General features: G+C 73.0%; 26 protein-coding genes. 13 read left to right on the top strand and 13 right to left on the bottom strand.

Translation table 11 applies throughout. The annotated features are described in order from the left end of the window. Positions 1–8: 8 nt before the first annotated feature. A complete protein-coding gene (locus ABT118_RS29750) occupies positions 9–887 on the bottom strand; it encodes a DUF4240 domain-containing protein (RefSeq protein WP_350675573.1) in 879 nt (292 codons plus the stop codon). 394 nt (positions 888–1,281) lie between these two features. Beyond that, positions 1,282–2,265, bottom strand: a complete 984-nt coding sequence (locus ABT118_RS29745) for a TetR/AcrR family transcriptional regulator C-terminal domain-containing protein (protein ID WP_350675571.1) — start codon at positions 2,263–2,265, stop codon at positions 1,282–1,284. Positions 2,266–2,434: 169 nt separating this feature from the next. On the opposite strand from ABT118_RS29745, the gene ABT118_RS29740 reads away from it, so the two are divergent. The 3 genes from ABT118_RS29740 (at position 2,435) to ABT118_RS29730 (ending at position 5,371) form a co-directional block, all read left to right on the top strand. Continuing rightward, the gene (locus ABT118_RS29740; protein ID WP_350675569.1) at positions 2,435–3,643 is read left to right on the top strand and encodes an FAD-dependent monooxygenase; all 1,209 of its coding nucleotides are present in this window, start codon (positions 2,435–2,437) and stop codon (positions 3,641–3,643) included. A 217-nt stretch (positions 3,644–3,860) separates the two neighbouring features. Beyond that, positions 3,861–4,721 carry an ATP-binding cassette domain-containing protein gene (locus tag ABT118_RS29735; protein ID WP_350675568.1) on the top strand — a complete coding sequence of 287 codons (861 nt, stop codon included), beginning with the start codon at positions 3,861–3,863 and terminating at the stop codon, positions 4,719–4,721. Continuing rightward, positions 4,718–5,371 (top strand): hypothetical protein, encoded by a 654-nt coding sequence (locus tag ABT118_RS29730; protein ID WP_350675567.1) that lies wholly within the window; start codon positions 4,718–4,720, stop codon positions 5,369–5,371. The genes ABT118_RS29735 and ABT118_RS29730 overlap by 4 nt, the downstream gene beginning before the upstream one ends. A gap of 126 nt (positions 5,372–5,497) precedes the next feature. Here ABT118_RS29730 and ABT118_RS29725 read toward each other — a convergent pair whose 3' ends face one another. Beyond that, positions 5,498–6,382, bottom strand: coding sequence for a carbon-nitrogen hydrolase family protein (locus tag ABT118_RS29725; RefSeq protein WP_350675566.1), 885 nt, complete (start codon positions 6,380–6,382; stop codon positions 5,498–5,500). 6 nt (positions 6,383–6,388) lie between these two features. Next, a complete protein-coding gene (locus tag ABT118_RS29720; protein WP_350675564.1) occupies positions 6,389–7,912 on the bottom strand; it encodes an APC family permease in 1,524 nt (507 codons plus the stop codon). A gap of 115 nt (positions 7,913–8,027) precedes the next feature. On the opposite strand from ABT118_RS29720, the gene ABT118_RS29715 reads away from it, so the two are divergent. The 5 genes from ABT118_RS29715 to ABT118_RS29695 all read left to right on the top strand — a co-directional run bounded on the left by ABT118_RS29715 (position 8,028) and on the right by ABT118_RS29695 (position 13,404). Further along, complete coding sequence (locus ABT118_RS29715; protein ID WP_350675562.1) at positions 8,028–8,624, top strand: TetR/AcrR family transcriptional regulator; 597 nt, start codon at positions 8,028–8,030, stop codon at positions 8,622–8,624. Between the two features lie 139 nt (positions 8,625–8,763). Beyond that, the gene (locus tag ABT118_RS29710) at positions 8,764–9,843 is read left to right on the top strand and encodes a fatty acid desaturase family protein (RefSeq protein WP_350675560.1); all 1,080 of its coding nucleotides are present in this window, start codon (positions 8,764–8,766) and stop codon (positions 9,841–9,843) included. Beyond that, the gene (locus tag ABT118_RS29705; protein ID WP_350675557.1) at positions 9,840–11,699 is read left to right on the top strand and encodes a peroxidase family protein; all 1,860 of its coding nucleotides are present in this window, start codon (positions 9,840–9,842) and stop codon (positions 11,697–11,699) included. Before ABT118_RS29710 ends, ABT118_RS29705 begins: the two co-directional genes overlap by 4 nt. Further along, positions 11,696–13,060, top strand: coding sequence for an alpha/beta hydrolase family protein (locus tag ABT118_RS29700; protein WP_350675554.1), 1,365 nt, complete (start codon positions 11,696–11,698; stop codon positions 13,058–13,060). The genes ABT118_RS29705 and ABT118_RS29700 overlap by 4 nt, the downstream gene beginning before the upstream one ends. A 14-nt stretch (positions 13,061–13,074) precedes the next feature. Beyond that, positions 13,075–13,404: a hypothetical protein gene (locus ABT118_RS29695; protein WP_350675552.1), complete on the top strand. Its 330-nt coding sequence runs from the start codon at positions 13,075–13,077 to the stop codon at positions 13,402–13,404. 61 nt (positions 13,405–13,465) lie between these two features. Here the strand turns inward: ABT118_RS29695 and ABT118_RS29690 are convergent, their stop codons facing one another. Together ABT118_RS29690 and ABT118_RS29685 are read right to left on the bottom strand one after the other, a co-directional pair. Beyond that, on the bottom strand, positions 13,466–14,146 hold the full coding sequence (locus tag ABT118_RS29690; RefSeq protein WP_350675549.1) for a response regulator: 681 nt from the start codon (positions 14,144–14,146) through the stop codon (positions 13,466–13,468). Beyond that, positions 14,143–15,339, bottom strand: a complete 1,197-nt coding sequence (locus tag ABT118_RS29685) for a sensor histidine kinase (RefSeq protein ID WP_350675547.1) — start codon at positions 15,337–15,339, stop codon at positions 14,143–14,145. Before ABT118_RS29685 ends, ABT118_RS29690 begins: the two co-directional genes overlap by 4 nt. 243 nt (positions 15,340–15,582) lie before the next feature. Here ABT118_RS29685 and ABT118_RS29680 point away from each other — a divergent pair, with 243 nt between their 5' ends. Further along, the gene (locus tag ABT118_RS29680; RefSeq protein WP_502884717.1) at positions 15,583–17,040 is read left to right on the top strand and encodes an alpha/beta hydrolase family protein; all 1,458 of its coding nucleotides are present in this window, start codon (positions 15,583–15,585) and stop codon (positions 17,038–17,040) included. A 48-nt stretch (positions 17,041–17,088) separates the two neighbouring features. Here the strand turns inward: ABT118_RS29680 and ABT118_RS29675 are convergent, their stop codons facing one another. Then, complete coding sequence (locus ABT118_RS29675; RefSeq protein WP_350675545.1) at positions 17,089–17,415, bottom strand: hypothetical protein; 327 nt, start codon at positions 17,413–17,415, stop codon at positions 17,089–17,091. 154 nt (positions 17,416–17,569) lie between these two features. Between ABT118_RS29675 and ABT118_RS29670 the strand changes: the two genes are divergently transcribed. Together ABT118_RS29670 and ABT118_RS29665 are read left to right on the top strand one after the other, a co-directional pair. After that, positions 17,570–17,995, top strand: a complete 426-nt coding sequence (locus ABT118_RS29670; protein ID WP_350675543.1) for a hypothetical protein — start codon at positions 17,570–17,572, stop codon at positions 17,993–17,995. Positions 17,996–18,159: 164 nt separating this feature from the next. Next, positions 18,160–18,924 (top strand): alpha/beta hydrolase family protein, encoded by a 765-nt coding sequence (locus ABT118_RS29665; protein ID WP_350675541.1) that lies wholly within the window; start codon positions 18,160–18,162, stop codon positions 18,922–18,924. 83 nt (positions 18,925–19,007) lie between these two features. Here the strand turns inward: ABT118_RS29665 and ABT118_RS29660 are convergent, their stop codons facing one another. Further along, positions 19,008–19,391 carry a VOC family protein gene (locus ABT118_RS29660; protein WP_350675539.1) on the bottom strand — a complete coding sequence of 128 codons (384 nt, stop codon included), beginning with the start codon at positions 19,389–19,391 and terminating at the stop codon, positions 19,008–19,010. A gap of 287 nt (positions 19,392–19,678) precedes the next feature. Here ABT118_RS29660 and ABT118_RS29655 point away from each other — a divergent pair, with 287 nt between their 5' ends. Continuing rightward, positions 19,679–20,200 (top strand): hypothetical protein, encoded by a 522-nt coding sequence (locus ABT118_RS29655; RefSeq protein WP_350675537.1) that lies wholly within the window; start codon positions 19,679–19,681, stop codon positions 20,198–20,200. Between the two features lie 46 nt (positions 20,201–20,246). Here ABT118_RS29655 and ABT118_RS29650 read toward each other — a convergent pair whose 3' ends face one another. Together ABT118_RS29650 and ABT118_RS29645 are read right to left on the bottom strand one after the other, a co-directional pair. Beyond that, entirely contained in the window at positions 20,247–20,585 is a 339-nt protein-coding gene (locus ABT118_RS29650) for an RNA polymerase-binding protein RbpA (RefSeq protein ID WP_350675535.1), read from the bottom strand. 240 nt (positions 20,586–20,825) lie between these two features. Then, complete coding sequence (locus ABT118_RS29645; protein WP_350675533.1) at positions 20,826–21,194, bottom strand: hypothetical protein; 369 nt, start codon at positions 21,192–21,194, stop codon at positions 20,826–20,828. Between the two features lie 292 nt (positions 21,195–21,486). Between ABT118_RS29645 and ABT118_RS29640 the strand changes: the two genes are divergently transcribed. Next, positions 21,487–21,849, top strand: coding sequence for a hypothetical protein (locus ABT118_RS29640; protein WP_350675531.1), 363 nt, complete (start codon positions 21,487–21,489; stop codon positions 21,847–21,849). 105 nt (positions 21,850–21,954) lie between these two features. On the opposite strand, the gene ABT118_RS29635 is transcribed toward ABT118_RS29640, so the two are convergent. From ABT118_RS29635 to ABT118_RS29625, 3 genes are all read right to left on the bottom strand, one after another. Beyond that, complete coding sequence (locus ABT118_RS29635) at positions 21,955–22,449, bottom strand: peptidylprolyl isomerase (protein WP_350675529.1); 495 nt, start codon at positions 22,447–22,449, stop codon at positions 21,955–21,957. A gap of 144 nt (positions 22,450–22,593) precedes the next feature. Beyond that, complete coding sequence (locus ABT118_RS29630) at positions 22,594–23,685, bottom strand: vWA domain-containing protein (protein WP_350675527.1); 1,092 nt, start codon at positions 23,683–23,685, stop codon at positions 22,594–22,596. 177 nt (positions 23,686–23,862) lie between these two features. Beyond that, positions 23,863–25,083, bottom strand: a complete 1,221-nt coding sequence (locus tag ABT118_RS29625) for an aminotransferase class V-fold PLP-dependent enzyme (RefSeq protein ID WP_350675525.1) — start codon at positions 25,081–25,083, stop codon at positions 23,863–23,865. Positions 25,084–25,095: the final 12 nt, after the last annotated feature.

The raw sequence follows: 25,095 nt of genomic DNA, 5'->3' as shown, positions 1-25,095 counted from the left end.
GACAGAACCTAGTCGCGGAGCTTGGGCCAGCCGTCCTTGTTCGAGCAGGACTCGTAGTCGTAGCGGGTGAGGCGGTCCCACTCTGTTCCGGTCGCCTGCTCGAATGCCTCCTCGTGGAGGTAGAGCAGTTCCTCGCAGTGCCGGGCGGTGAACGGCGCGAACCGCTCTGGATGGCCGAAGACACTCTCGTAAGCCTGGCGGCCGGCGGCCACGACGGCAGCCCGTGAGTACAGGAAGCCGTCGTCCGACTGCGGAAAGGGTGAACCGCCAGGCGCCTCCATCCCGAGGACGGGCAGAGTGCCGAAGTCCGCCTGGTCCAGCCGGTAGAGAGCTTCCGCGAGGCGCTCACCGAAGCCGATGATCTGGCCCACCGGTTCGCGCGAGAGAGTCTCGGTCAGGCGCGTACAAGCTTCCTCGAAGCCCTGACAGGTCTCGATGCCGGCCTCACCGCCTAGCACCTCGACGAGTTGCCAGAACCGCTCCCAGGTCATGATCGGCAGGCCAGGGTCGACGCCGTTGTTCAGAGGTGTCCTCGAATCGTTGACGACGTGATCACCGTCCTCGTCATCCCCCTCGTCGAGCGGCTCGTCGCTCCACCGGAACCAGGAATGACCGTCCTGGATATGGAGCAGGAACTCGGGAACCGGGCCCGACGGCGAGACCAGCGACAGGGTCCTCCCGATCTCCTCATAGACGTTGTCGAAGCCTTCCCAGTCCTCCGCGTCGGCCAGCGCCCGCGCCCGGGCGAACAGCGGCTCGAACGTGGCGAAGGCCGAGCCTGCGACGAAGCGTCCGCGAAGCCAGGGAAAGTCGGATTCCTCGACCACGATCTCGCCCACCAGCTCCTCCTGGCGTACCAGACGCCAGACCTGACCCTCGAATCCCATCGCACCTGATCCTTGCTGCCCGCTGCCGTCCCACGCTGCCTGGCAGTCTCACATACCGCGCTGACACGGTGGTCTGGGAAACGATCACCATGAGAACGGGAAGCGATCTTGCGGGGCCCTGGAAGCTCCCCGGTCAGCACTACTCGTGAACACCCCGCCACCACCTCCACCCCCGGCATCCACTCCCACCGCAACCGGGGCGGCGCGAACACCGACTTCGAGCGCACGTCACCGCGCCGGCCGGCGCGGCCACCCTCGACTTCGTCCGCGGCCCGGGCACCGACAACGTACGTACTACCGGACCACCCCCTCTCCCGGCTCGGCAGCCCCGGCGGGCCGGGCACCTGGCGCCAGCGGCAAGGGCCGGGTCCGACCCGCTCACCCCAACTCCCGGTCACGGCCGGGAGGGTGACTCGCCGAGCAGGACCGCGATGCCGTCGAGCAGCCGGTCCAGGCCGAACGTGAAGAGTCGGTCCAGGTCGAAGTCGTAACCGTCGACGGTGTACCGCTCCAGCAGCGGGAACCGGCCGCTCGCCAGCACCGTGTGCAGGTCCGCCTCCTGGGCGGCCATCCACTCCTCGGCGTCGAGGCCGGTGTCGGCCTCCGCCGCGCTCTCGCTCTCGACGTTCATCGCGATACCGCGCACATAGGCGAGCAGCGTCAGGTGGGCGGTGAGGACCGTCCACGGGTCGAGGCCGCGGCCGTCCAGCGCGGCGAGGGCCCACTCGGTGAACGGCAAGGCATTGACCGCGAGTTGGGGGCGGGTCAGGGAGAGCGCCGGCGCAAGCCACTGGTGCGCACGGAAGGCGTCCCAGAGTGTCCTGGCGGCCAGCGCGAGCGGTTCGCGCCAGCCTGGCGGCCGTTCGGCGGGGAGGGCGCAGTCGGCGAACACGGCGTCGATCATCCGCACCAGCAGGTCGTCCTTGTCCGCGACGTGGCGGTACAGCGCCATCGGGGAGACGGCAAGGCCGGCCGCGACCCGTCGCATGGAGAGTGCGGCGAGGCCCTCGGCGTCGGCGATCGCCACTGCGGCGGCCACGATGCGCTCCGCCGTGAGCGCGGGCTCCGGCCCGGTCCGCCGGGGCCGGACGGCGGCCCGGTCGGCACGTGGCACCGGGGCCAGGCCGCCGGCCGGCCGCTCCGGGCCCACGACCACCGGGCCCACGACCACCGTGCCGACGCCCGGAACGGCGCGGACCAGCCCGGCGTTCCGGAGCTCGGTGAGCGCCTTGGTCGCGGTCGCCATCGCCACTCCCCACTGCCGGGTGATCTCCCGGGTGGACGGCACCCGTTCGCCGGGGCCGAGCTCGCCTCGTTCGATCCGGCGGCGCAGCTCCTCGACGATCCCCCGGTAGCGCGCCCCGTCGGTCCGGTCCACGGCAATCCCTCCGCACTAGTGCACCTTGCTCGGCCCGTCAGCCTAGCCAGTGCCGCCCCGAGGCTGCCGCACCAGCATCACGAGCACTAGTGCACCAAGGCCAACAGGCCTTGCATACAAGGGATTTCAAGCTTGCCACGATTGCTGCGTACGGCGTACATTCAGGGCCATGGGGAACACCGACATCCTGATCTCCGGCGGCGGCATCGCCGGCCCGGCCCTCGCCCACTGGCTGCACGCGGCGGGCTTCACCGCCACCGTCGTCGAACGCGCCCCGGGCCCGCGCCCGGGCGGCCAGACGGTCGACCTCCGCGGCGCCGGACGCACCGTCATCACCCGGATGGGCCTGATGGACCGGGCCCGCGAGCTGAGCCTCGACCAGAAGGGCATCGCCACGGTCGACGCCGCAGGCCGGATCACCTCGCGGCTGCCCGCCGACGCCTTCGGCGGCGAGGGCATCGTCTCCGAGATCGAGATCCTCCGCGGCGATCTCGCCGACCTGCTGCACGAGTCCACCGCGCCGTACACCGAGTACCTCTTCGACGACACCGTCACCGCCCTCGTTCAGGACGGCGACGGCGTCACGGTCGACTTCGAACGGGCCGGCACCCGACGGTTCGCCGCAGTGATCGGCGCCGACGGACTGCACTCCGTCGTCCGTGGCCTGGCCTTCGGCCCGGCGTCGTCCTGGGTCCGGCCACTGGGCATCGAGCTCGCCTGGTTCACCGCCGAGACCGACCTCGATCTCGACGGCTGGTACCTGATGCACAACGCCCCGGGCGGACTCGTCGTCTCCGCCCGCCCGGGCCGACTGCCCGGCGAGGTCAAGGCCGGCCTCGCCTTCCGTTCGCCGCCGCTCACCTTCGACCGCCGCGACCTCGCCGCCCAGCAGGACGCCGTCGCCCGCCGCTTCGCCGGCGTCGGCTGGCAGACGCCCCGGCTGCTCGACGCGATGCACCGCTCCACCGACTTCCACCTGGACTCGCTCGGCCAGGTCCACCTCGACGCCTGGTGCCGGGGCCGGGTCGCCCTGCTCGGCGACGCGGGCTACAGCCCCTCGCCGCTCACCGGCCTCGGCACCAGTCTCGCCCTGGTCGGCGCCTACGTACTGGCCGGCGAACTCGCCGCCGCGCCCGGCAATCCCGCCGCCGCCTTCCGCAGCTACGACCGGGTGATGCGCCCCTACGTCGCCAAGGCGCAGCAGCTCCCGCCGGGCGGCACCGGTGGATACGCTCCGAACAGCGCCCTGACGATCCGTCTGCGGGCGCTGTCGATGCGGTCGATGAATCGCTGGCCGATGCGGCAGATCCTGGCCGCCCAGTTCGCCAAGGCCGGCGACATCGACCTTCCCGAGTACGGGCTGCCAGTGACCCGGTAGCCCCAGGACCCGGCGTCGCGACCGGCCCGGCCGCCAGGAGCCGAACCCGCCGCACGGAGCGGACCGACGCGTCGGGCAGCCGGGCGCGACCTCGCGACGAAGACCGTCGAGAACCCGGCCCGTACCGACCGGGTGCCCTGCGACCCGCGTGGCCACCCGGAACCCGTCCGCCGCCCCGGGAGTTGACCGACGGTCGGCGGAACAGGAGGAGGGCACGGTGCGACTGGAGTCGGTACGGCTGCGCTACGCACGCCGGGGCGGCTACGTGCTGGACGGCGTCACGCTGGAGCTGGCGCCCGGGACGGTCACCGCCGTGGTGGGCGGCAACGGCTCGGGGAAGTCCAGCCTGCTCCGGCTGGCGGCCGGGCTGGCCCGGCCGGACTCCGGCACGGTGAGCGGGCGGCCGGAGCGGATCGGCTACGTCCCCGAGCGGCTGCCGGCCGGCCTGCGGCTCTCGGCCCGCGGCTACCTGCGGCACATGGGCCGGATCCAGGGCCTCGCCACCGCGACGGCCGCCGCCCGAAGCGAGACGCTGCTGGACCGGCTCGCGCTGGAAGGCGACCGGGAGGCCCCGGTCGCCACCCTCTCCAAGGGCAACGCCCAGAAGGTCGCCCTGGCCCAGGCACTGCTGGCCGAACCCGGCCTGCTGGTCCTGGACGAACCGTGGTCCGGCCTGGACGCCGACGCCCACCGGACGCTGACGCAGTGTCTGGCCGAGCGCCGCACCGCCGGGGCGGTGGTCCTGCTCACCGAACACCGGCCCGGCGTGGTCGCCGCCACCGCCGACGCCGTGCACCGGCTGCAGCACGGGAAGCTCACCCCCGAGCCCCGCACCGATCCCCCCGCAGCCGCCGGTCCTCCCGCCTTCACCATCACGCTCGCCGGCACCCCCGAGGACGCGGTCCGCACCCTCCCCGGCGTCCGGGCGGTGGACGGCACCCGACTGCTGGTCGACGCCCGCCACAGCGACGCGGTGCTGGCCGAACTGCTCCGACGCGGCCACTCCGTCCGCGACGTCCGCCACGTCCGCGAGACCCGCGAGCACGACAGCGACCACGAACATCTGGAGCAGCCGTGACCGCCGTCGCCCGCTACACCCTCGCCGACTTCCTCCGGTCCCAGCGCTACCTGCCCCAACTGGTGCTCTACCTGGGCTTCCTGGCCGTCCTGCACGCCGTCCCCGGGCCCGTCCTCCAGGGCTACGGCGCCTCGGCCGGCGCCCTCCTCCCGGTCGCGCTCTGGCTCACCCTCACCCTGCACAACACCGAGGACCCGCTCCAGGCGGCCGTCACCGCCGTCAACGCGGGCGGCCACGGCCGCGCCCTGCTCGGCCGGACCGCCGCCGCGCTGCTCTGCGGACTGGCTCTGGCCGCGGCCGCCCTGCTCTGGCCGATGGCCGCGGCCGGCCGCTGGTACGACCCGTCCGAACTGACGGCCGGTCTGCTCGCGCACCTGACCTGCGCGGTGACCGGCACCGCCCTGGGCACCCTGTGCGCCCGTCCGGTGATCCGCCGCCCGGGCCACGCGTTCGCGGTGGCCGGCCTGCTCGCCCTGGTCGCCCTGGTGAGCCGGACCGCCACCCCGGTCAACCAGACCGTCCGCCTGCTCAGCGCCGCCCCACCCGCTCCGACCACCGCCCGGCTGGCCGCCCTGACCGGCTGGTCGCTGGCCCTGCTCGCGCTGCTGCTCCTGCTCACCAACGCGCTGACGCGGCGCCGCCGTTACTGAGGCTCTCGTTGCATCCTCATCCGACCTGCGCGAGACCCTGCAGGTACTCGGGCGTGGCCGTGCCGGGGACCAGCGAGTCGCACTCCTGAACGACCGGCGCCACCGAAGCGCTCCCGGGCCGAGCCCTCAGAGCTCCGCCTGCTCCTCCTCCAGCCAGGCCGGGGTGTGGAAGGTGCCTCCGTACATGGGGAGTTGGATCGTGGAGCCGTAGCGGGCGAGCTGGCTCCAGGGGCGGTTGAGGCCGGCCGAGCCGTAGCGGCGGACCCGGGTGACGGCGTCCAGGTCGAGGACGTCGACCAGTACCTCCTGACCCGCACCGGCCTGTTGGCGGACGGTGCCCTCGGGGTCGACGATCGCGCTCTGGCCGACGCCGCCCGGGTCGGCGGCGTTGACGTTGACCACGTAGACCTGGTTGGTCCAGGCGTTGGCCCGGGCGCAGACCAGCTCCATCTCGCGGTCGCGGGTGGTGGTCAGGGTCGGCTGGATGACGATCTCGGCTCCCAGCCAGGCGAGTTGGCGTACGGTTTCGGGGAACGAGCCGTCGTAGCAGATCGCCAGGCCGACCCGGCCGACCTCGGGGATGTCGAAGACGGTGAAGCCGGTGCCGGGCGTGACGTCCTCGTAGGGCTGCCAGGGGAAGACCTTGCGGTAGCGGGCGGCGATCTCGCCCTGCGGCGAGATCGCCAGTGCGGTGTTGTGGATGGTGCCGTCCGGTGTCCGCTCGAAGACGCTGCCGGGGACCAGCCAGAGGCCGGTCTCCACCGCGAGGGCGCCGAGCCGGTCGGTCAGCGGGCCCGGGATCGGGACGGCGGCCCGCTCCGTCCAGCCCTCCGGGTGCTCACCGAGCAGCGGCCCCTCGGCGGAGAGGAACAGCTCGGGCACCACGACCAGTTGGACGTGCGGGAACAGGATGTGGACGGTGCGGATCCGCTCGGCGAAGCGCAGCCAGCTGGCTTCCAGGTCGTACGGCACGGGGGCGGTCTGCACGGCGGCGATGGCGAGGGTGCGCATGGTGGTTCAACTCTCGTTCTGTGCGGTGGAGTTCGGGACGTCGGCGACGACGGTGTGCTTCCCCTCGCGGAAGAACCGCGGGAAGCGGGAGCGGACGGCCAGCATCACCGCCGCGCCGAGGGCGACGGAGCCCGCCCCGAGCAGGAAGACGCCGCCGACGCCGTGGAAGGAGGTGCTGCCGTAGTCCGGCGCGACCATGTCGTAGGCGCTGCGGCCGAACGCGGCCAGCATCATCAGCCCGCCCAGCAGCGGCAGCACGCCCCGGAACAGCAGGTCGCGCACCGAGCCGAGCAGCCGGCGGCGGAAGTGCCAGACGCAGGCGAAGGCGGTGGCGCCGTAGTAGCAGGCGATCAGCAGGCCGACGGAGAGCACCGCGTCGCCGAGGAAGCGGGGCGAGGCCAGCTTCAGCACCAGCAGGGTGACCCCGCCGAGGATGCCGAAGAAGACGGTACCGAAGGCGGGGGTGCGGTGCCGGGGGTGGATCCGGGCGAAGGCCGCGGGCAGGGCGCCGTGGGTGGTCATCGACAGGAAGCCGCGCGCGCTGCCGACCATGCAGGTCAGCATCGCGGACAAGGCGCTGACACAGACCGCGAGTTCCACCACGGTGGCCAGGGCCGGCCCGAGCAGGGGTGGCGCGAGGCCGGCCAGCACGTCGGTGGCGTTCTCGGGGTTGCCGAGGCCGGAGCCGGTGGTGCCGGTGCCCGCGAAGGCGATCGCGGCGAAGGCGGTGAACAGGTAGGTGCCCAGCAGGACGAAGGTGGAGACCAGGACGGCCCGGCCGGGGACCCGGTCGGCGTCGCTGGCCTCCTCGTTCACCGTGATCAGCGAGTCCCAGCCCCAGTAGATGAAGAGGCAGAGCAGCACGGCCTCGGCGAACGGCCCCGCCCCGCCGAAGGCGAACGGGTCGAGCCAGGCCAGGGAGGGGGTGGCGGCGCCATCGGCGGCGAAGGCCGCGATCCCGAGGGTGAACAGTGCCACCAGCTGCACCGCGAGAAGTACGTACTGCAGCGAGGTGGCGATCTGCAGGCCGCGGCGGGCGATCAGCGTGACCAGGGCGAGCAGGGCCAGGCCGGTGACGGTGGTGGCGGTGTCGTCGGCGGCCAGGCCGTCCAGGCCGAGGGCGGAGAGCAGGTACGTGCCGCTGACCTGGCACAGCGCGGTCATCGCCAGCAGGGTGGCCGTCATGGGCACCCAGTTGCCGACCAGCCATCCGGTCCTGGGGCCGAAGGCGCGGGTGTTCCACACGAAGGTGGTGCCGCAGTCGGGCATCTCGCGGTTCAGCTCGCGGAACGCGAAGGCGGTGAACAGGACCGGCAGGAAGCCGATCAGCAGGGCGGCGGGCGCCAGCTGGCCGACCGTCACGGTCACCAGGCCGAGGGTCACGGCGATCGAGTAGGCCGGGGCGGTGGAGGAGAGCCCGAGGGCGACCGCGCCGAGCAGGCCGACGGAGTCGCGGCGCAGGCCCTTCGCGGTGGTGGGGGATGGGGATCCGGCTCTCGGGCCGGAGTCGGTGTCGGTGTCGAGTGGCACGGTGGGGGTCCTCTCGCCAAGCATCATCTGTTAAACGCAGATTTAAGAACCTGGCGGGTGATGCGTCAAGGGCTGGCCGGATACAATTCAATCCGGAGTCAGGAGAGGGGTGGCCGTGGCGGTCGGCAAGAAGGGCAAGGAGGCCCGCAGGGCGGAGCTCGGCGCGGCCGTGCAGCGGGCGCTGCTGGTCCGCGGCCTCGAAGGGCTGCGCCTGCGGGACGTCGCCGAGGAGGCCGGGGTGACACCTGCCGCGGTGCTCTACTACGGCGACCTGGACACCCTCGTCCACGAGACCTACCTGCGCGGCATCGAGCGCTACACCCAGGAGCGGGAGGACGCCGTCGCGCGGTTCACCGACGCCCGCGACCAGCTCCGCGCCTGCATCGACCACGGCCCCGCCACCGGGCCGGAGGACTCGCTCACCCGGCTGCTGTTCGAGTACTGGCCCCGCTGCCTGCGCGACGCCAGGGCCGCCGCGCTCGACAGCGCGCTGACCGAGCGTCAGATCGCGGTCTACCAAGGCGTCCTGGTCCTGGGCCGGGCCCAGGGTCACTTCGAGCTGACCGACCCGCCACGGCTGCTCGCCGCCAATTTCGTCGCGATGGAGGACGGCTACCAGATGGAGATCCTGGCCGGGCGCCGCACCCGCGCCGACGTGATCACCGCCCTCAGAGCCCAGGCCCGCGCGGTCACGGGGCACGACCTCGGCTGAGCCGCGCCCTCGCCGCCGGTCGGCGCTGTCCGGGTGAAAGTGGGGTCCGACCTGCGTCCCGCCGGGCCGGAGCTGGTACCACTCCCCAGTCCCGGGCCTTCCGCCCCGGGGGCCGGAGCACCGAGCGAGCGAGGGCTACGTGGCAGCCGCCCGGCCAGGCATTCACCGCCCCGCCCCGGGCCGGCCACCGGCCCGCGCGGGCGAGTACCCGCTGCTGCTGGCCCAGGTCCGGGCCAGGGGCCTGCTGGACCGTCGGCCCGCTTGGTACGTGGCGCGGATCGGCGGGCTGGTGGCGGCCACGGCCGCCTGCTGGGCAGCCGTGCTGCGGTGCGGCGACGGCCCGCAGGTCTTCGGCCTCGCCGTGCTGCTGGCCGCCCTGTCCGCGCACGCGGGCTTCCTCGGTCACGACGCCGCCCATGAGCAGGCCTTCGCCTCGCACCGGGCCAACGCCTGGACCGTCTTCCTGCTCGCCAACCTGCTGACCGGCACCAGCTACGGGTGGTGGACCGACGAGCACAACCGCCACCACCGGTACCCGAACGACCCCGAGCGGGACCCCAACGTCGCCGACATCGTGCTGAGCCTGAGCCCGGAGCGCGCGCTCGGGCGCCACGGCGCCCGACGGTTCCTCGCCGCCCACCAGGCCTGGCTGTACTTCCCGCTGACCCTCCTCCAGGGGTTCAACCTGCACCACGTCAGCCTCCGGGCGCTGCGCCGCCCCGAGCTGTTCCGCACCGTCCCGCGCCGGGCCGAGGTGCTCGGTCTCGCCGCCCACGCGCTCGCCTACACCGGCCTGTTGCTGGTGGCGGCGGGGCCGCTCACGGCCGTGCTGTTCGCCCTGGTCCACCACGCGCTCTGGGGCCTCTACCTGGGCGCCGTCTTCGCCCCCAACCACAAGGGGATGCCCGCCCTCACCCCCGAGGACGCCCGCGACCCGGTGCGCCGACAGGTCGTCACCGCCTGCAACATCCGGGGCGGCCGCCTGGTCGGCTTCTGGTACGGCGGGCTCAACCACCAGATCGAGCACCACCTGTTCCCCACCATGCCCCGGCCGGCCCTCCGTCAGGCGGCGCCCCTGGTCGAGGAGTTCTGCCGCCTGCGCGGCATCCCCTACGCCACCGAGACGGTGAGCGAGACCTACCTGCGGGTGCTCCGGCACCTGCACGCGGCGGGCGCGCCCCTGCGCGCCCGGCCCCACCGAGCGGAGGAGCGCGCATGACCACCACGCCCACCAACCCCGGTCCGCCCAACCCCGGTCCGCCGAGCGCGGCAGCCACCCGCCCTGACGCGGGCCCGCCGCCGTCCCCGGCCGTCGGAGCGCCGGGCGGCCGGCGGCGCCGGGCCTGGTACGACCGGTCCGCCGTGGTCGGCCTGGCCGAGCTGACCCTGCTGCGGTCCCAGATGGTCCGTCACAACCTGTTCGACGCCTACAGCGCCGCCGAGCGGGCGTGGCAGCGGACCACCGACCTGGCCCCGCACCGCAGCTACGACGGCTCCGGCTGCGACCCGGAGGACCGGACCATGGGCCGGGCCGGCACCCGCTTCGGCCGCAACATGCCGCCCTCGCACGCCGTCCTCGAGACCGGGGCCCAGCTCCTCACCCCCAGCCCCCGCGAGGTCAGCCGGCACCTGCTGACCCGTCAGGCCTTCCGGCCCAGCGACCGGCTGAACATGCTGGCCGCCGCCTGGTTGCAGTTCCAGGTGCACGGCTGGGTCAGCCACGGCGACGCCGTCACGCAGGACCCGATCGAACTCGGGCTCGCCGACGGCGACCCCTGGCCGTCCTGTCCGATGCGCATCCGCCGCACCCCTCAGGACCCGGCCCCGTCCCTGGAGCCCGGCGCCCCGGCGGGCTTCGCCAACCACGTCAGCCACTGGTGGGACGGCTCACAGATCTACGGCGCCGACGAGGCCCGCTGCCGCGAGCTGCGCTCGGGCGAGAACGGCAAGCTCAGCACGGAGCGGGGCCGGCTCCCCGACGAGACGGCGCCCGGCCTGGCGGGCATCGACCGCACCGGCTTCAGCGACAACTACTGGCTCGGGCTCTCCCTGCTGCACACGCTCTTCGTCAAGGAGCACAACAGCGTCTGCGACCGCCTCAAGGCCTCGTACCCGACCTGGGACGACGAACGGACCTTCCACACCGCCCGGCTGGTCACCACCGCGGTGATGGCCCGGATCCACCTGACCGAGTGGACCCCCGGGATCATCGACTGCCCCGCCCAGCACCTCGCCTCCTCGGTGGTGGCCCGCGGCGGCCTGCCGCGCTGGCTCTCCTCCCGGGCCCGGCACGGCGGCTTCGTGGCCCGCAGCGTCGAACTCACCGGGGCGCTCGGCTCGGCCATCGACCACGAGGGCGTCCCGTTCTCGCTCACCGAGGAGTTCGCCTACTGCTACCGCCTGCACCCGATGCTGCGCGACGACTACCCGCTCCGCTCGCACCGCGACGGCCGCGCCATCGAGACCCTCTCCTTCGACGCGCTCCAGGGCCTGCGCACCCGGGAGGTCACCGACGCGTTCGGGACGACCGACCTGCTGTACTCCTTCGGCACCATGCCCTGCGGCGACAACTCCCTCCACAACCACCCGAGTTCACTGGCCCACCTGACCCGGCTGGACGGCGAGACGGTCGACGTCGGCACCCTCGACATCCTGCGCGGACGCGAGCGCGGCATCCCGCGCTACAACGACTTCCGCGAGCAGGTCCGCAAGCCCCGGCTCACCTCCTTCGAGCAGCTCACCACCGACCCCGCCTCCGCCCGCCTCATCCGCGAGGTCTACGAAGGCGACCTCGACCAGGTCGACGCCATGGTCGGCATGCTCGCCGAACCCCGGAAGGCCGGCTTCGGCTTCAGCGAGACCGCCTACCGGATCTTCGTCCTGATGGCGGTCCGCCGAATGACCAGCGACCGGTTCTTCACCGACGACTACCGGCCCGAGGTCTACACCCCCGAGGGCCTGGAGTGGATCGAACGCACCGGGATGCACCAACTGCTGCTCCGTCACCACCCCGAGCTCGCCGCCGGGCTGGACGGCTCCCGCAACGCGTTCCACACCTGGCGGGCCGGCCGATGACCACCGCACCCTCACCGGAGACCGTGCCCGGCACCGAGGACCTGCACGCCGCCTCCCGCCTGCTCGGCGCCGCAGCGGCCGACGCCCGGCGCGCCGGGCGCCACGCCACCGCCGCCCTGTGCTCGTCGGCGCTGCTGCGCACCGCGCTCCGCGACCCCGCCCGCGCGACTGCCACGGCCCGCGCTCTCCTGCGCACCCTGACCCGGCACGACGGCCTGCGTCACGGGTTCACCGGTGGCCGTCTCGGCACCCTCGCCGAGTACGCCGGACTGCTGCTCAACCGCCCCGGCCTGGCGACCGAACTGGCCGTCACCGGGCTGAGCCTGCGGGTACGCGCGGCGGCCGTGCGCCACCCCGAACTCGCCCAGGGCGAGCTCGCCCGGCTGACCGAGGCCATCGACGCCGACCGCCAGGCCGAGGCCGTCCGGATCTTCCGCGCGCTCTGCTCGGCGAACGGCTCCGCCCACACCCTCTCCTCCGTCGCCCCGGTCTTCGCCGACCTGCTCGCCTGGAACGCCCTGACCGACGAGAACCCCTTCAACGACCGCAGCGCCTGGGCCATCGCCACCGGCGAAGTCCCGGACGCCGAACCGCTGTTGGGCATCCCCATCGCCTTCTGGGCGCTCTGGGACCGAGGTCCCGGCCGGGCCGAGATCCTCGATCCGGAGCCCGAACTGCTGGCCCGGTTGGCCACCACCGGCTCCGTCGCCGCCTGGGTCCGCAACATCGCCGCCCTGGGCAACGTCGGCCGCATCATGGTCCAGGCCGTCACCGGCCCGGACGGCACCCGGCGCTACGTCCTGCAGATGTCCGGCATGGGCGGCGGCGCCCCGCGCAACGACAGCCCGATGGACCTGGTCGGCGGCTTCACCAACGTCGGCCGCACCGACACCCCCTACACCCGGGCGGCCCGCAAAGCCGTCGCCGCCTGCGTCCCCCTCGGTGCACCGCTGGCGATCGTCGGGCACAGCCAGGGCGGAGCGGCCGCGATGAACCTGGCCGCCACCCCCGCATTCGTCCGGGACTACTCCGTCACCCACGTCGTCGCGGTCGGCTCCCCCATCGACTACAAGCGCCCCGCCGACCCGCTGACCCAGGTGATCAGCCTGGTGAACGAGCACGACATCGTGCCCGCGCTCGACGGACGCAGCGCCGTCTCGCCTTACCAACTCCCCGACGGCTGGACCGAGATCACCTGGCTCGACACCAGCCACGCCTTCCCGCTCTGCCACGCCGCCGAGCGCTACGCCGACAACCTCGACCACCTCGTCCCGGACGCCCGCGACCGGATCGACACCATGCTCGCCGCCTACCGGGGACCCGTCGCCTCCACCCACGTCTTCCGCCTCTACGACCGCTGACCGGAGCACCCGCCATGCGCCCCCACCCCACCTCGGCCGCCCACACCGACCGGCTCCGCACCGACGCAGCCAACCTCGGCACCCGGTCGACCGAACTGGCGGAACTCGCCGACTCCCTCAGCGGCACCGGCCCGTCCGACGACCACCTCCGGGCCCGCCTGCGCGAACAGGCCCACCGCTCCCGCCGGGCCGCCGAGGACCTCGAGCAGGCAGCCGCCCTCCTGGGCCCCGCGCCGACCCACCACCGAACGGGGCCGGCCATGGCCGCCCTGCTGTCCGGCGCCCTGCTCGCGACGGCAGTGCTGATCACGGTGGCACGGCGGTCAAGACCCGCCGCACGGTAGCCACTGAGTGACTGCTGGACCCCGCTGTGCCGGTCGCCCGGCGCGGCGTGGGGCGGCGGGGTCAGGCCGGGCGGACCAGGCGGCTCTCGTAGGCGAGGATCACTGCCTGGACCCGGTCGCGGAGTTCGAGCTTGTGCAGGATCCGCCCCAGGTGGGACTTCACGGTGCCCTCGGCAAGGTGCAGGGTGGCCGCGATCTCGGTGTTGGACAGGCCGCGGCCGACCTGGACCAGCACCTCGTGCTCACGGGCGCTGAGCCGCCCCAGCCGTTCCTCGTATCCGGAGTGCCCGGCGTGCCCGGCGCCGCTGCCGTCGGGCAGGTGCGGGCGGACGGTCTCCAGCAGGCGGCGGGTGATCCGCGGCGAGACCACCGCGTCGCCCGCGGCCACGCTGCGGATCGCGGTGAGCAGTTCCTCGGGCCGGGTGTTCTTCAGCAGGAAGCCGGAGGCTCCGGCCTTGAGTCCGGCGAAGGCGTACGCGTCCAGGTCGAAGGTGGTGAGGATCAGCACCTTGCTCCGCGGGGAGATCTCGACCAGCTGCCGGGTCGCCTCGATCCCGTCCGTCCCGGGCATCCGGACGTCCATCAGGACGACGTCGGGGCGCAGCTCCCCCGCCAGGCGTACGGCCTCGCTGCCGTCGGCGGCTTCGCCGACCGGCTCCAGGTCGGGCTCGGCCTCCAGCACCATGCCGAAGGCCATCCGGAGCAGCGCTTCGTCGTCGGCGATCAGGACCCGGATCGTCATGCGGACGCCGCCCCACCGCTGTCGAGGAGCAGGCGGGTCCGGACTCCCCAGCCGCCGCCCGGGAGTGGACCGGCCTGCACCGTGCCCCCGTAGGCGGCCGCGCGTTCGCGCATGCCGGCCAGGCCGTGCCCGGGTGGTGCGGTGGCGGGCCGGGGCGGGCGGGGGCCGCTGTCGGTGACGTCCACGGTGACGGCGCCGGTCGAGCACCCGATCCGGACGGTCGCCCGGGTGCCGGCGGGTGTGTGCTTGAGGGTGTTGGTCAGGGCTTCCTGCACCAGGCGGTAGACGGTGAGCTGTGCGGTGGCGGGGAGGTGGCCGTGACTGCCGCGGATCTCCAGCCGGGTCGGCAGCCCGGCGGCGCCCATCTGCTCGGCGAGGGACTCCAGTTGGGCGATCCCGGGCAGCGGGTGACGCTGGGCGTCGGGTTCGTCGGTCCGCAGGATGCCCAGCGAGCGCCGCATGTCGGTCAGGGCCTGTCGGCCGGTCTCGGCGGTCTGGAGCATCGCGGCGGTGGCCCGGTCGGGCGACCGGTGCTGCGCGTGCACGGCGGCGTCGGTGAGCGCGACCATGACGGACAGGTTGTGGGTGACGATGTCGTGCAACTCCCGGGTGATCCGGGCCCGTTCCTCGGCGACGGCCAGCCGTGCCTGCTGTTCCTGCTGCTGCTCCAGGCGGACGGCCCGTTCCTCCAGGGTCGCGAGGTGGGCCCGGGTGGTCCGCCGGTTCACACCGAGGACGGCGGCGGCGACCACCAGCGCGGTGACCGCGACGAAGGGGGTCGGGAAGGCGCCGTCCGGGGCCCAGCGCAGGCAGGCCAGCAGGGCGCCGGCCTCGACCACGGCACCGGCGAGGAGGGTGCGGCGCCGGCCCGAGCACGCCGCCACCGTGTACAGCGCAACCAACAGCGCGACATCTGCCGGCAGTTGAACGTCCATCAGCCACTGGACGAAGGCCGCGGCCGCCACCGCACCGAACACCGTGAGCGGGGCCCGGCGGCGCCACAGCAGCGGCAGGGCGAGCGCGGCGGTGAGGGCCAGGGCCACCGGGAGCTCGTGCGGCGCCCACGTGGTCACGACGTTGAGCAGCAGGAGCGCGGGCAGCAGCGAGTCCCACACCAGCGGCGGTACCCGTACCGCCTCCCGCACCCACCACACCGGGCGGGCACCGGCCGGTCCTGCGACAGCCTCGGTCATCACACATCCCTGTCGACTCGTCACCGGTGCGGCCCTGCCACGCTAGGCCACCGGCCCGGTCCGGCACATGAGTCCACCGGCCGATGGCGGCGGGCCCGGGTACGACCTCAGGAGGAGGCGCACCACCTCCCCCGGTCGCAGCCCGGCCCCCGGCCCGGGCCGCCCGACTGCCACTCCGGTGGCACCCGCAACGGCGACCCGGGACGGATGTGGCCGCACCGGTCCGCCGCCGACCATGGGCGGGTGACCGAGATCATCACGGGGCTGTCCATGTCGCCCCTCGAAGTACTGGCCCTGCTGGGCGCCGTCGCCCTGGTACTGGCCCGCTGGCTTCCGCCTGCCGCCCGCCCGCCCGTCACGGTCGTTGCGGGAGCGGTCCTCGCGCTGTCCGCGGTCCTGCTGGCCGCGACGGGCCTCCGCTGGCAGCTGCTGCCGGTCCTGTCCGGCGCCGCGCTCGCGCTCCCGTTCGCCGCCCTCCCCCTGCTGCGCCGCCGCACCGGCCGCCCGGCGTGGCGCGCCCGCTGGTGGCTGGCGCTGCCCGGATCGGCGGTCTGCGCCGGCCTGATCGCCACCGGCCCGGCAGCTGCCTGGGCCTTTCCCGTCCCCGTGTTCCCCGAGCCGTCGGGCGGCCTCGCGGTCGGCACCCGGGTGCTGCAGTGGACCGACCCGCTTCGCCCCGAGACCTTCACCGCCGATCCGGACGACCGGCGCACGGTCGTGGTCCAACTCTGGTACCCCGCGCAGCAGATCCCCCCGGACGCACAGCGGGCCCAGTACCTCGGACGCACCGAGCAGGAGGCGCGTACCGTCTCCGCCGCCCTCGCCCGTGGGGTCGGGCTGCCGGACTTCCTGTTCGACGGCGTTCCGCGGGCCCGCAGCCGCTCGGTCTTCGACGCCCCGGTGGCGGACGGCGGGGAACGCTTCCCGGTGGTGCTGTTCTCCCCCGGGTCGGGCGGGGTGCGCACCCAGAACACCGCCTGGGCCGAGGAGTTGGCCAGCCACGGCTACGTGGTGGCGGCCCTCGACCACCCGTACGACTCCGCCGCCGTCGTCCTCGCGGACGGCCGGACCGTCACCACCGCGACCAGCTCCAGCGGCGACCCTGACCAGGACGAGAAGCTGGCGGCCGGCTGGACCGCGATCCGGGCCGCCGACCTCGGCTTCGCCCTCACCCGGCTGGAAGCCCTGGACCGGGGCGAGACCGCCGACCCGCTGACCGGCCGCCTGGACAGCGGCCGGGTCGCGGTCACCGGTCACTCCATGGGCGGTGCCGCCGCACTCCAGGCAGCCCGGCAGGACCACCGGTTCGCCGCCGTCATCGACCTGGACGGCTTCCCCCACGGCCCCGCCTCCCCCGCCCTCGACCGCCCGGCGCTCGCCCTCACCCAGGCCGTCACCCCGGCCACCGACCCGCGCTACCTGCCCCGCCTCACCGAGGCCCTCAACTCCAGTACCGAGACCGGCTATCGGCTCACCGTCCCCGGCGCCGCACACCTCACCTTCATGGACGGCCCCCTCTACCTCCCGCCCGTACCCTCGATCGTCGGCACCCTCGGCCGCAGCGCGAGCCCACGCCTCGTCGCCGCAGCCACCCTCACCTTCCTGGACGCCGTCCTGCGGAACGAACCCGGCAACCTGACCGCCCGCCTGTCGGGCTACGGCAGCCTCGACGTCCTCCACCCCGACGGCAACAACCGTTGAGCGCCCCGGTCCGGGGCCGCCGGTGCGGTCCCGGACCGGGGGCGACCGCTACTCCACCGTCCAGCCGATGTGGCCGATCCCGGTGCTGTAGAAGGCGCAGTGGCCGGTGGACTGGTCGACCCGTCCGGGTGCCACCGTCACCGAGTTGCCGGTCACGTCGAGGGCCCGGCCGCAGACGATGTCGGCGTGGAAGGTGATCGTCCCGCCGGTGTTGTTGGCGCAGGTGACCCCGCCGTACAGCGGGTCGTTGTTGTGGACCCAGGTGGTGCAGTCCAGGCCGCTCAGCCTCGGGGCGGCGGTGGCCGGGCCGACCGGGACGACGATGGCGAGGGTCACGACGGCGGCGAGGGCCAGCGCGGCCTTGGCGATCTTCAAAGGGGCTCCTGCAGAACGGAACTGACGGGACACCGGCTCCCTGCCCCGTCCGGTCGGACGCACACGGACCCATCGGGGTGAACCGAGCTGCTTCGCGGGCCGGGCGCGGACAAACCCGGTGCGCCGAGTGCGGCGAACGGTCCAGGATGCCCGGATGACCGAAGAACAGGAACAGGAACCCGACCCGGCGCCCCTCGGCATCGGCATCGCGGCCAACATCGTCCAGCACACCACTCAGGGCCACGGCGGGTCCGAAGTCCGGCGCGGGACCAAGCACTTCGCCCCGGGCACCAAGGTCTGGGTACTGCCCCAGCGCTGGGACTGGAGCGACCGCCTGTACGTGGTCGGGCGCCACCGCGGCCGCTTCAACCGCTACATCGCGATCGTCATGCGGACCGACCGCCTGGAGAACCTCCGGGTCCGCGGCGTCTACAGCCCGGCCCTGCACCGCGCCCTCGCCGACGCCACGGACCGGCCGTTCTGGGACACCGTCGACGATGCCCGGACGATGATCGACAGGTTCGACCGCCTCGTACCCCGAACCGCTGACAGCCACCTCGGAAAAGGGGTGGAGGGATGACGACCGGGGCTGGTAGCTTGCACTCGACCGTGACCCGCCCGAGGAGGTGAGACCCATGAACGCAGTACCGATGTGGGTGCTCCCCCTTGCCGTCACGGCCGGGCGACTGACGTAGCCGTCGCCGGGAGCGCCCCACCACGAGGCCCTCCCGAAAGGCAACACCTGTGTCCTCTCTCCAGTTCACCACCGAGTCCTCGTCCGACGGCGTGCGCGAGCGCGACTTCACCGTGGGCGACGTCCCCGGCGTCCTCTGGTCGCCGGCCTCCGGCCCCGCCCTCGCGCCCCTGGTCCTGCTGGGCCACGGCGGCGGAAGGCACAAGAAGCACGGCGAGATGGCGGGCCGGGCCCAGCTGCTGGTGAACGGCGGCGGTTTCCACGTCGCCGCCATCGACGCGCCCGGCCACGGCGACCGCCCGCGCACCGCGTTCGACGAGCGGGCGAGCGCCGAGCTGGCCGCGGCCCGGGCGGCGGGCGAGCCGGTCGGCCCGATCGTCCAGCGGCACAACGCGCACGTGGCGCAGCTCGTCCTGCCCGAGTGGCGGGCGGTGCTGGACGCGCTCCAGCAGCTCCCGGAGATCGGCACCGACGGCCCGGTCGGCTACCTGGGCGTCCGGATGGGCACCGCCATCGGCGTACCGCTGGTGGCCGCCGAGCCCCGGATCACGGCGGCGGTCTTCGGGCTGCACTGGCCCGACGACCTGGCCGAGCACGCGAAGCGGATCACCGTCCCGGTCGAGTTCGACCTCCAGTGGGACGACGAGCACATCCCGCGCGAGGCCGGTCTCGCGCTGTTCGACGCCTTCGCCTCGAAGGAGAAGACACTGCACGCGAACGCGGGCAGGCAGGGCGAGTTGCCCAGGTTCGAGGTCGAGAGCGCGGTCCGGTTCTTCGCCCGGCACCTCGGCCGGACGGCCGCACCGCAGGTCTGATCCGAACGGCAGCGGCGTCCGGTCCTGCGACCGGGCGCCGCTGCGCTCCCACTGGCCCGTGGCCCAGCGCCCGTACCCGGGTGTCAGCCGCCAAGGAGCTGGATCAGGTTGCCGCAGGTGTCGTCCAGCACCGCCGTGGTGACCGGACCAGTCCGCACCGGCTCCTGGGTGAAGCGCACCCCGAGCCCGCGCAGCCGGTCGAACTCCGCCGCCACGTCGTCCACGGCGAAGGCGGCGAGCGGGATGCCCTCCTGCGCCAGACCGTCCCGGTAAGCCTTCACCACGGGATGGCGGGCGGGCTCCAGCAGCAGCTCGGTCCCGTCGGCCGCCTCCGGCGACACCAGGGTGAGCCAGCGGTCGTCCCCCAGCGGGACGTCGTGCTTCTTCACGAAGCCGAGCACCTCGGTGTAGAAGCGCAGGGCCTTCTCCTGGTCGTCGACGAAGACGCTGGTCCGATGGATCCTCATGGCCCCATCCTCACGCATCCGCCCCGTCGCCACGGCCGGACTCGCCGGTCCCTCCGGTGGTCCGCGTGCACTCCGGCTGACGGGCCGTCCGCCGGGCCGGCCCGGCCGGTTCCGGCGCCGGCCGCGTGTGCGCCGCTGCGGTGGGTAGGTTGTGGGCGCGGCTTGCGCGAGCCGCTCGGCGGGGGTGGACGGGGATGGCTGCCAGAGCGCTTCTGATCGGTTGGTGGGCCCTGGTGCTGACGGGCCCTCCGCTGGCCGCGTACGGGTCCGCTTGGGCGGTGTGGACCGTGTCGCAGGGACCGGGCGGCTGGAGCGCGCCGGTGATCCTGATCGGCACGGTGCTGGCCATGTGGGTCGGTATCTACTGGATGAGCAGGAACGACGTACCCGTCGCCGCCTGGGCCCTGTTCGTCCTCAACGCGGCGTGGCTGGCCCTGGTCCTGCTCCGGGGCGGCATGCAGGAGCAGCAGACCCTGCACGACCGGGGCGTGACCGCACCGGCCGTGGTCACCCGGTGGATCAGCACGTCCGATCCCATGGGCGGCGTCGACCACCGGGTCACAGCCGTCGAGGTGGAGCTCCCCTCCGGTGCCGGGGTCGCGCGCCTCGAACTGAAGGGCGCGGCGGCACCGGAGGTGGGCACGTCGGTGCAGGTGACCCGCGACCCGGGCGGCCGGGTGCCGATCCGCCTGGGTCCGCGCCCGGCGGAGCCCGGCAGCGCCCTCGCCACGATCGCGCTGACCGTCGTGCTCGGCAGCTCGCTGGTCGGGTCCGTCACGGCCGCCAAGGCCCTCGGGCCGGACCTGTGAGCGCACCGGGCCACCGGAGGCCGGGCGCCGGTGCCGCTGCGAGGCCTCAGATGGTGCCGCGCAGCTTGGCAAGCGCCTCGTTGAGCAGGATCTCGCCGTCCTCCTGGGTCCGGCGCTGCCGGACGTAGCCCAGGTGCGTCTTGTAGGGGGTGTTGCCTGCGGCGACCGGCGTCTGGTCCTGGTCGGGGCCGGCCGGCAGGCCGCACTTGGGGCAGTCCCAGGTCTCCGGCGGCACCGCCTCGAGCGCGAAGCTCGGCTGGGTGTGGTGGCCGTTCCCGCACCAGAACGACACCGTCCGGCGAGGAGCGAGGTCACCCCGCTCGGACTCGCCCATCGGCCCCGACCCGATCCGCGCGCCCCGGATGCCGCTACGTCCCTGTGCCACGATCGCTCTCCTCAGCCATGTTGTCCACGCCTCGGATGTGCATGGGAACGCCCAGCGTACGTCCCTCCCCCGGGGGCTCCGCCACCGCCTCCGCAAAGTCGCCCCGCCCGGGGCCTCCCGCTCGGGCTCGCCCCGGGTGCGACGCCGATCCCGGACGGCGGCGATCCGCTGCCTGCCTACAGACAAGAACCTTGCTGGACAAGGCATCTGACGCAGCGTCAGGTACGGGCACCGCCCGGCTCAGGCCGTCGGTGCGGCCCCGAGTTCGCGGTAGATATCCTCCGGATCCCGCTGGGCCAGGTAACGGAAGTGCCAGTGGACGGCCCCGTCGTCGGAGCTGACGGGGGCGAGGTCCGCCGGAACGAGGAACCGGGGCTCGTCCCACTGCTGCGCCACCACAGCGATCGCGGCACCAGCACCGACGCCGGCCCCGGTCAGGATCCAGCTCGCCCTGCCCCCTGCGATCAAGGCGAGGTACCGGCCCTCGACAACGACGGCGGCGACCGCTTCGCGGAGCGGGGTCCCGTCGGGCAGTTCCATGCTCGCCTCGTGCGGAGCGTCGACGTCGTCGCCCATCGCGACACTGTCGCGGGTCAGCTGCAGCCTCATGGACGGATCCTAGAGGGCTTGCCATCAGGTGCAACTGTGGACGGAGCTGACGCGTGTTCAGATCCGTTGGATTCGAACTGCCAGGGGGATTTCACCGATGTCGACCGCCGTTCTCCGTACCTCACTGACGACCGCAGCCGCCGTGCTGCTCCTGGCCGGCCTGACGGCCTGTGACCAGGGAAGCCCGCAATCCGCCGGAACGCGTGCCCCGAGCGCCTCAAGCGCTTCAAGCGCCCGCCCGTCCGCGACGCCCGGCGCCCAGACCTGCGGGGCACCGGCAGGCGCCCAGTGGGTGTACGTCTCGTCCGCCTCCCAGGCCGGCAACGGCATCACCGCACTCGCCGTCTCGGCCACCAAGGTGACGTGCAGCCAGGACGGGCTGGACCCCCTGGTCGAGGGCACCGGCGCCGAGGCGCGGACCGTGCAGGTCGTCGCCGACGCCGAGGTGCACCTCCTCACGCCGGAGAAGCAGCTCAAGGCCGGCACCGCAGCCGACCTGCCGAAGCTGTTCGCCGCCCACGCCGCGTCGCAGAACAGCTCGGGCGCCTTCGGCTGGCACGGGAACATCTTCACCGTCCGACTGAACCCGGCGGGCCGGGTCAACTTCATCGGCCAGGGCCCCTGGTCCTCCCTCAACGCCACCCCGTCGAACTGACCGGACCCGTACGGGACGGATATGGGGGCCGGAACGACCCGGGCCCGCCCCTGGTGACGTGATGTCACCGGGGGCGGGCCCGACGCCGTACGGCGGGGTGAAGGACTACTTCACGATGCCGCTGCTCTTGATCACGATCTTGGCGCTGGTGCGGCCGCTCTGGCTGCCCAGGCTCTCGATCTTCCGGACCAGGTCCTGGCCCTCGACGACCTCGCCGAAGACGACGTGCTTGCCGTCGAGCCAGCTGGTCACGATCGTGGTGATGAAGAACTGCGAGCCGTTGGTGTTGCGGCCGGCGTTGGCCATGCTCAGCAGGAACGGGCGGTCGTGCTTGAGGTTGAAGTTCTCGTCCGCGAACTTCTCGCCGTAGATGCTCTTGCCGCCGGTGCCGTCACCGCGGGTGAAGTCACCGCCCTGGAGCATGAAGTCCGGGATGACACGGTGGAAGCCGGACTCCGCGTAGCCGAAGCCGTGCACGCCGGTGGCCAGCTCGCGGAAGTTCGTCGCGGTCTTCGGCACGACGTCGTCGAAGAGCTTGAAGACGATGTTGCCCTCGTCCTTGCCGTCGATCTCGATCGTGAAGTAGACGTTCTCGCTCATCTCGCTGTTCCTTCTAATTCATGAGGCGACCTCGGTCACCTTTAGTGGTTGCACCGTCGCCCGAGGGGACGTCGTCCGCAACGATACGACCCGCCCGGCCCGAGCCGCGCCAAGGGGCTCCGCCTACCACTAACCTGCCGCCGGTCACAGCAGCACCAGCAGCTTGGTACCCGGCACCAACTTCCGGTTGACGGAGGTCGACTGGACGAACACGGTGTACGACGGGTTGTCGCCCGGCTTCACCGTGGCCTCGGCCTTCGGCAGGCCGAGCAGCTGGCGCGCCTCCGGGCCGGAGAACACCCTGCCGGTCATCCGGCCGGTGGCCGGGTCCTTCTCGGCCACGGCGAGCTGCTTGTTGCCCTGGATCTTCTCGCGCTTGGACAGCTCGTAGAAGGCGCAGCCGGTCCTGTACGGGTGCCCGGCGCTGGTGACGAACTCGCGGATCGGCAGCTGCTGGTCGACCGGGACCAGGATGTACTTGCCGGTGTCCAGGGCTTCGAGGTTGGCCTTCACGTCGGCGCTGCTCAGGTCCTGGCCCATGGCGAACAGGTTCCTGGTACCGCGCACGCCCTGCTCCCGGCCCCGCAGGAAGCTGGTCGCGGCCGACTTGACGGTGCCGATGGCCTCCTCGACGCCCTGGTTGGAGTCCGCGTCCCAGATCGCGATGTTGCCCGCCGGGAAGCCGTACTCCTGGGCGGTGCGCTTGGCCAGCGAGTTCGGCACCAGGATCGCCGAGGTCCAGTGGTCGGGGAGCCGGTCCAGGCCCGTCCGGATCCGGTCCATCCACGAGCGCAGGACGGCGGTGCCCTTGCCGCCTCCCATCCGGACGTGCATCTGCCCGGTCTCCGAACAGCCGGAGGCGTTCTCCTCGCCGTCGGTGACGAGCACCTGGAGGAAGGAGTGCTCCCCGTACCCCTCCCAGATGTTCTTCAGGTCGTCGATGGACTTCACGGCCGCCTCGATCAGCGCCGTCGCCCCGTTGTCGACCTTGTAGAGGCCCTTCAGGGACGGCAGGTGCTTCACGTCCATGTCCCAGACGAGGTTCTGCACCTCGTGGTCGAAGGCGTAGAGGCTGATCCGGGTCTCGTGGCCGAGCCGGTCGGACTCCTCCTGGAGGCCCTTGACGAATTCGTCCACCACCCGGACCAGCTGCGCCTCGTGCTGGCGCATCGATCCCGACTTGTCGACCACGAGCGAAACGTGGTTGACCTTGTGGCTGATCCTCTTCGCAGACATGATGGTGCCCCCTTTTCCAACGCCCATCTCCGGCGCCTTTCCGGCGCCCCCTCCAGCGTTGTTCCAAGACTATGCGGAGACACTGACAGTGGGCCCTGACCTGCGGCTCTGCCAGGGCCGTCCATTCAAGCAGAAAAGGGCCGGGCAGCCACGGGAACGGCAATGCAATCCGTATTCCTACCGTGCGGCGGCGCGGGCTTTCCGGGCCCATTCGACGAGCACGGGAACACACCGCTCCGCGAAGTGCTCGAAGTCGGCCGCGTTGTTGTAGACGTGGGTGGACAGCCGGAAATATCCGATCCCGTTGAAGCTGGTGAACGCGGCCTCGACGCCGAGTTCGGCCGCGACGCGGTCGCGCAGGGCGTCGGCCTCCAGCCGGGTACCCGCCAGGCCGTCGGGGAGACGGACCAGCCGCAGGGCGTTCACCGGCATGCCGACGTCGACAGCGGCGCTCGCACCCGTCAGCTCCGCGAAGGCCGCGCCGATGATCCGCTCCGCGTAGTCGGCCAGCTCGTGCAGGTAGCCGCGGGCGGCCTTCCAGCCCCAGGTCTGCTCGATGAAGGCCAGCGCGGTCGGTGCCGCCAGGTAGCTGGTGGCATCGATCGTGCCCTGGGTGTCGAAGCGCTCGGGGAAGGCCGCCTCCGCCGCCCACGAGTCGATCAACGGGTAGAGGGAGTCCCGGAGTTCGCTCCGGACCACCAGTGCCGAGGCGCCGCGCGGCGAGCAGCCGAACTTGTGCAGGTTGCCGACCCAGACGTCGAACTCCAGTCCGGCCAGCGGGTCCTCGGCCAGGCCGGGCACATGGGCGCCGTCGATCAGCAGCGGGATGCCCGACTCCCTTGCGGCGGTACCGATCTGCTCGACCGGCAGCCAGCGCGCGGTGGCCGAGGTGATGTGGTCCAGGACGATCAGCGCGGTCCGGTCGGTGACCTCCGACAGCACGGCCGCCGCAGCCTCCTCCGCGCCGGAGTACAGCGGCACCCGCGCCGTCCGGACGGTGCCGCCCCAGCGGCGGGCCAGCCGCTCCGCGCCCATGGTGACGGCGCCGTAGCCGTGGTCGGTGACCAGCACCTCGCCCCCGGGCCGGTACGGGAGGCTGCCGTAGACGACGCTGGCGCCTGCGCTCGCGTTGGGCACCAGGGCGAGATCGCGTACGTCGACCCGCAGGAAGTCGGCCACCACCGCCCGCGCCGCCGCGACCCGGCCCGGCAGGGCCGGGAACCACACCACCGGCGCCCGGTCCATCTCGGCGCGCAGCCGCTGCTGCTCCTCCTGCGCCGCCAGCGGGACGGCGCCGAAGGACCCGTGGTTGAGGTGCTTCAGCGCCGGGTCCAGCGTCCAGGCGCGGGCGGCGGGTCGGCCGTCGGGCAGCAGCAGCGGGCTCGGTGCGGAGCTCATGTCGTCTCGATT

It is taken from the genome of Kitasatospora sp. NPDC002040, assembly GCF_040296785.1.
Lineage (GTDB): Bacteria > Actinomycetota > Actinomycetes > Streptomycetales > Streptomycetaceae > Kitasatospora.
Note: the sequence above shows the minus strand (reverse complement) of the source record. Positions and strands in the feature narration are given on the sequence as shown.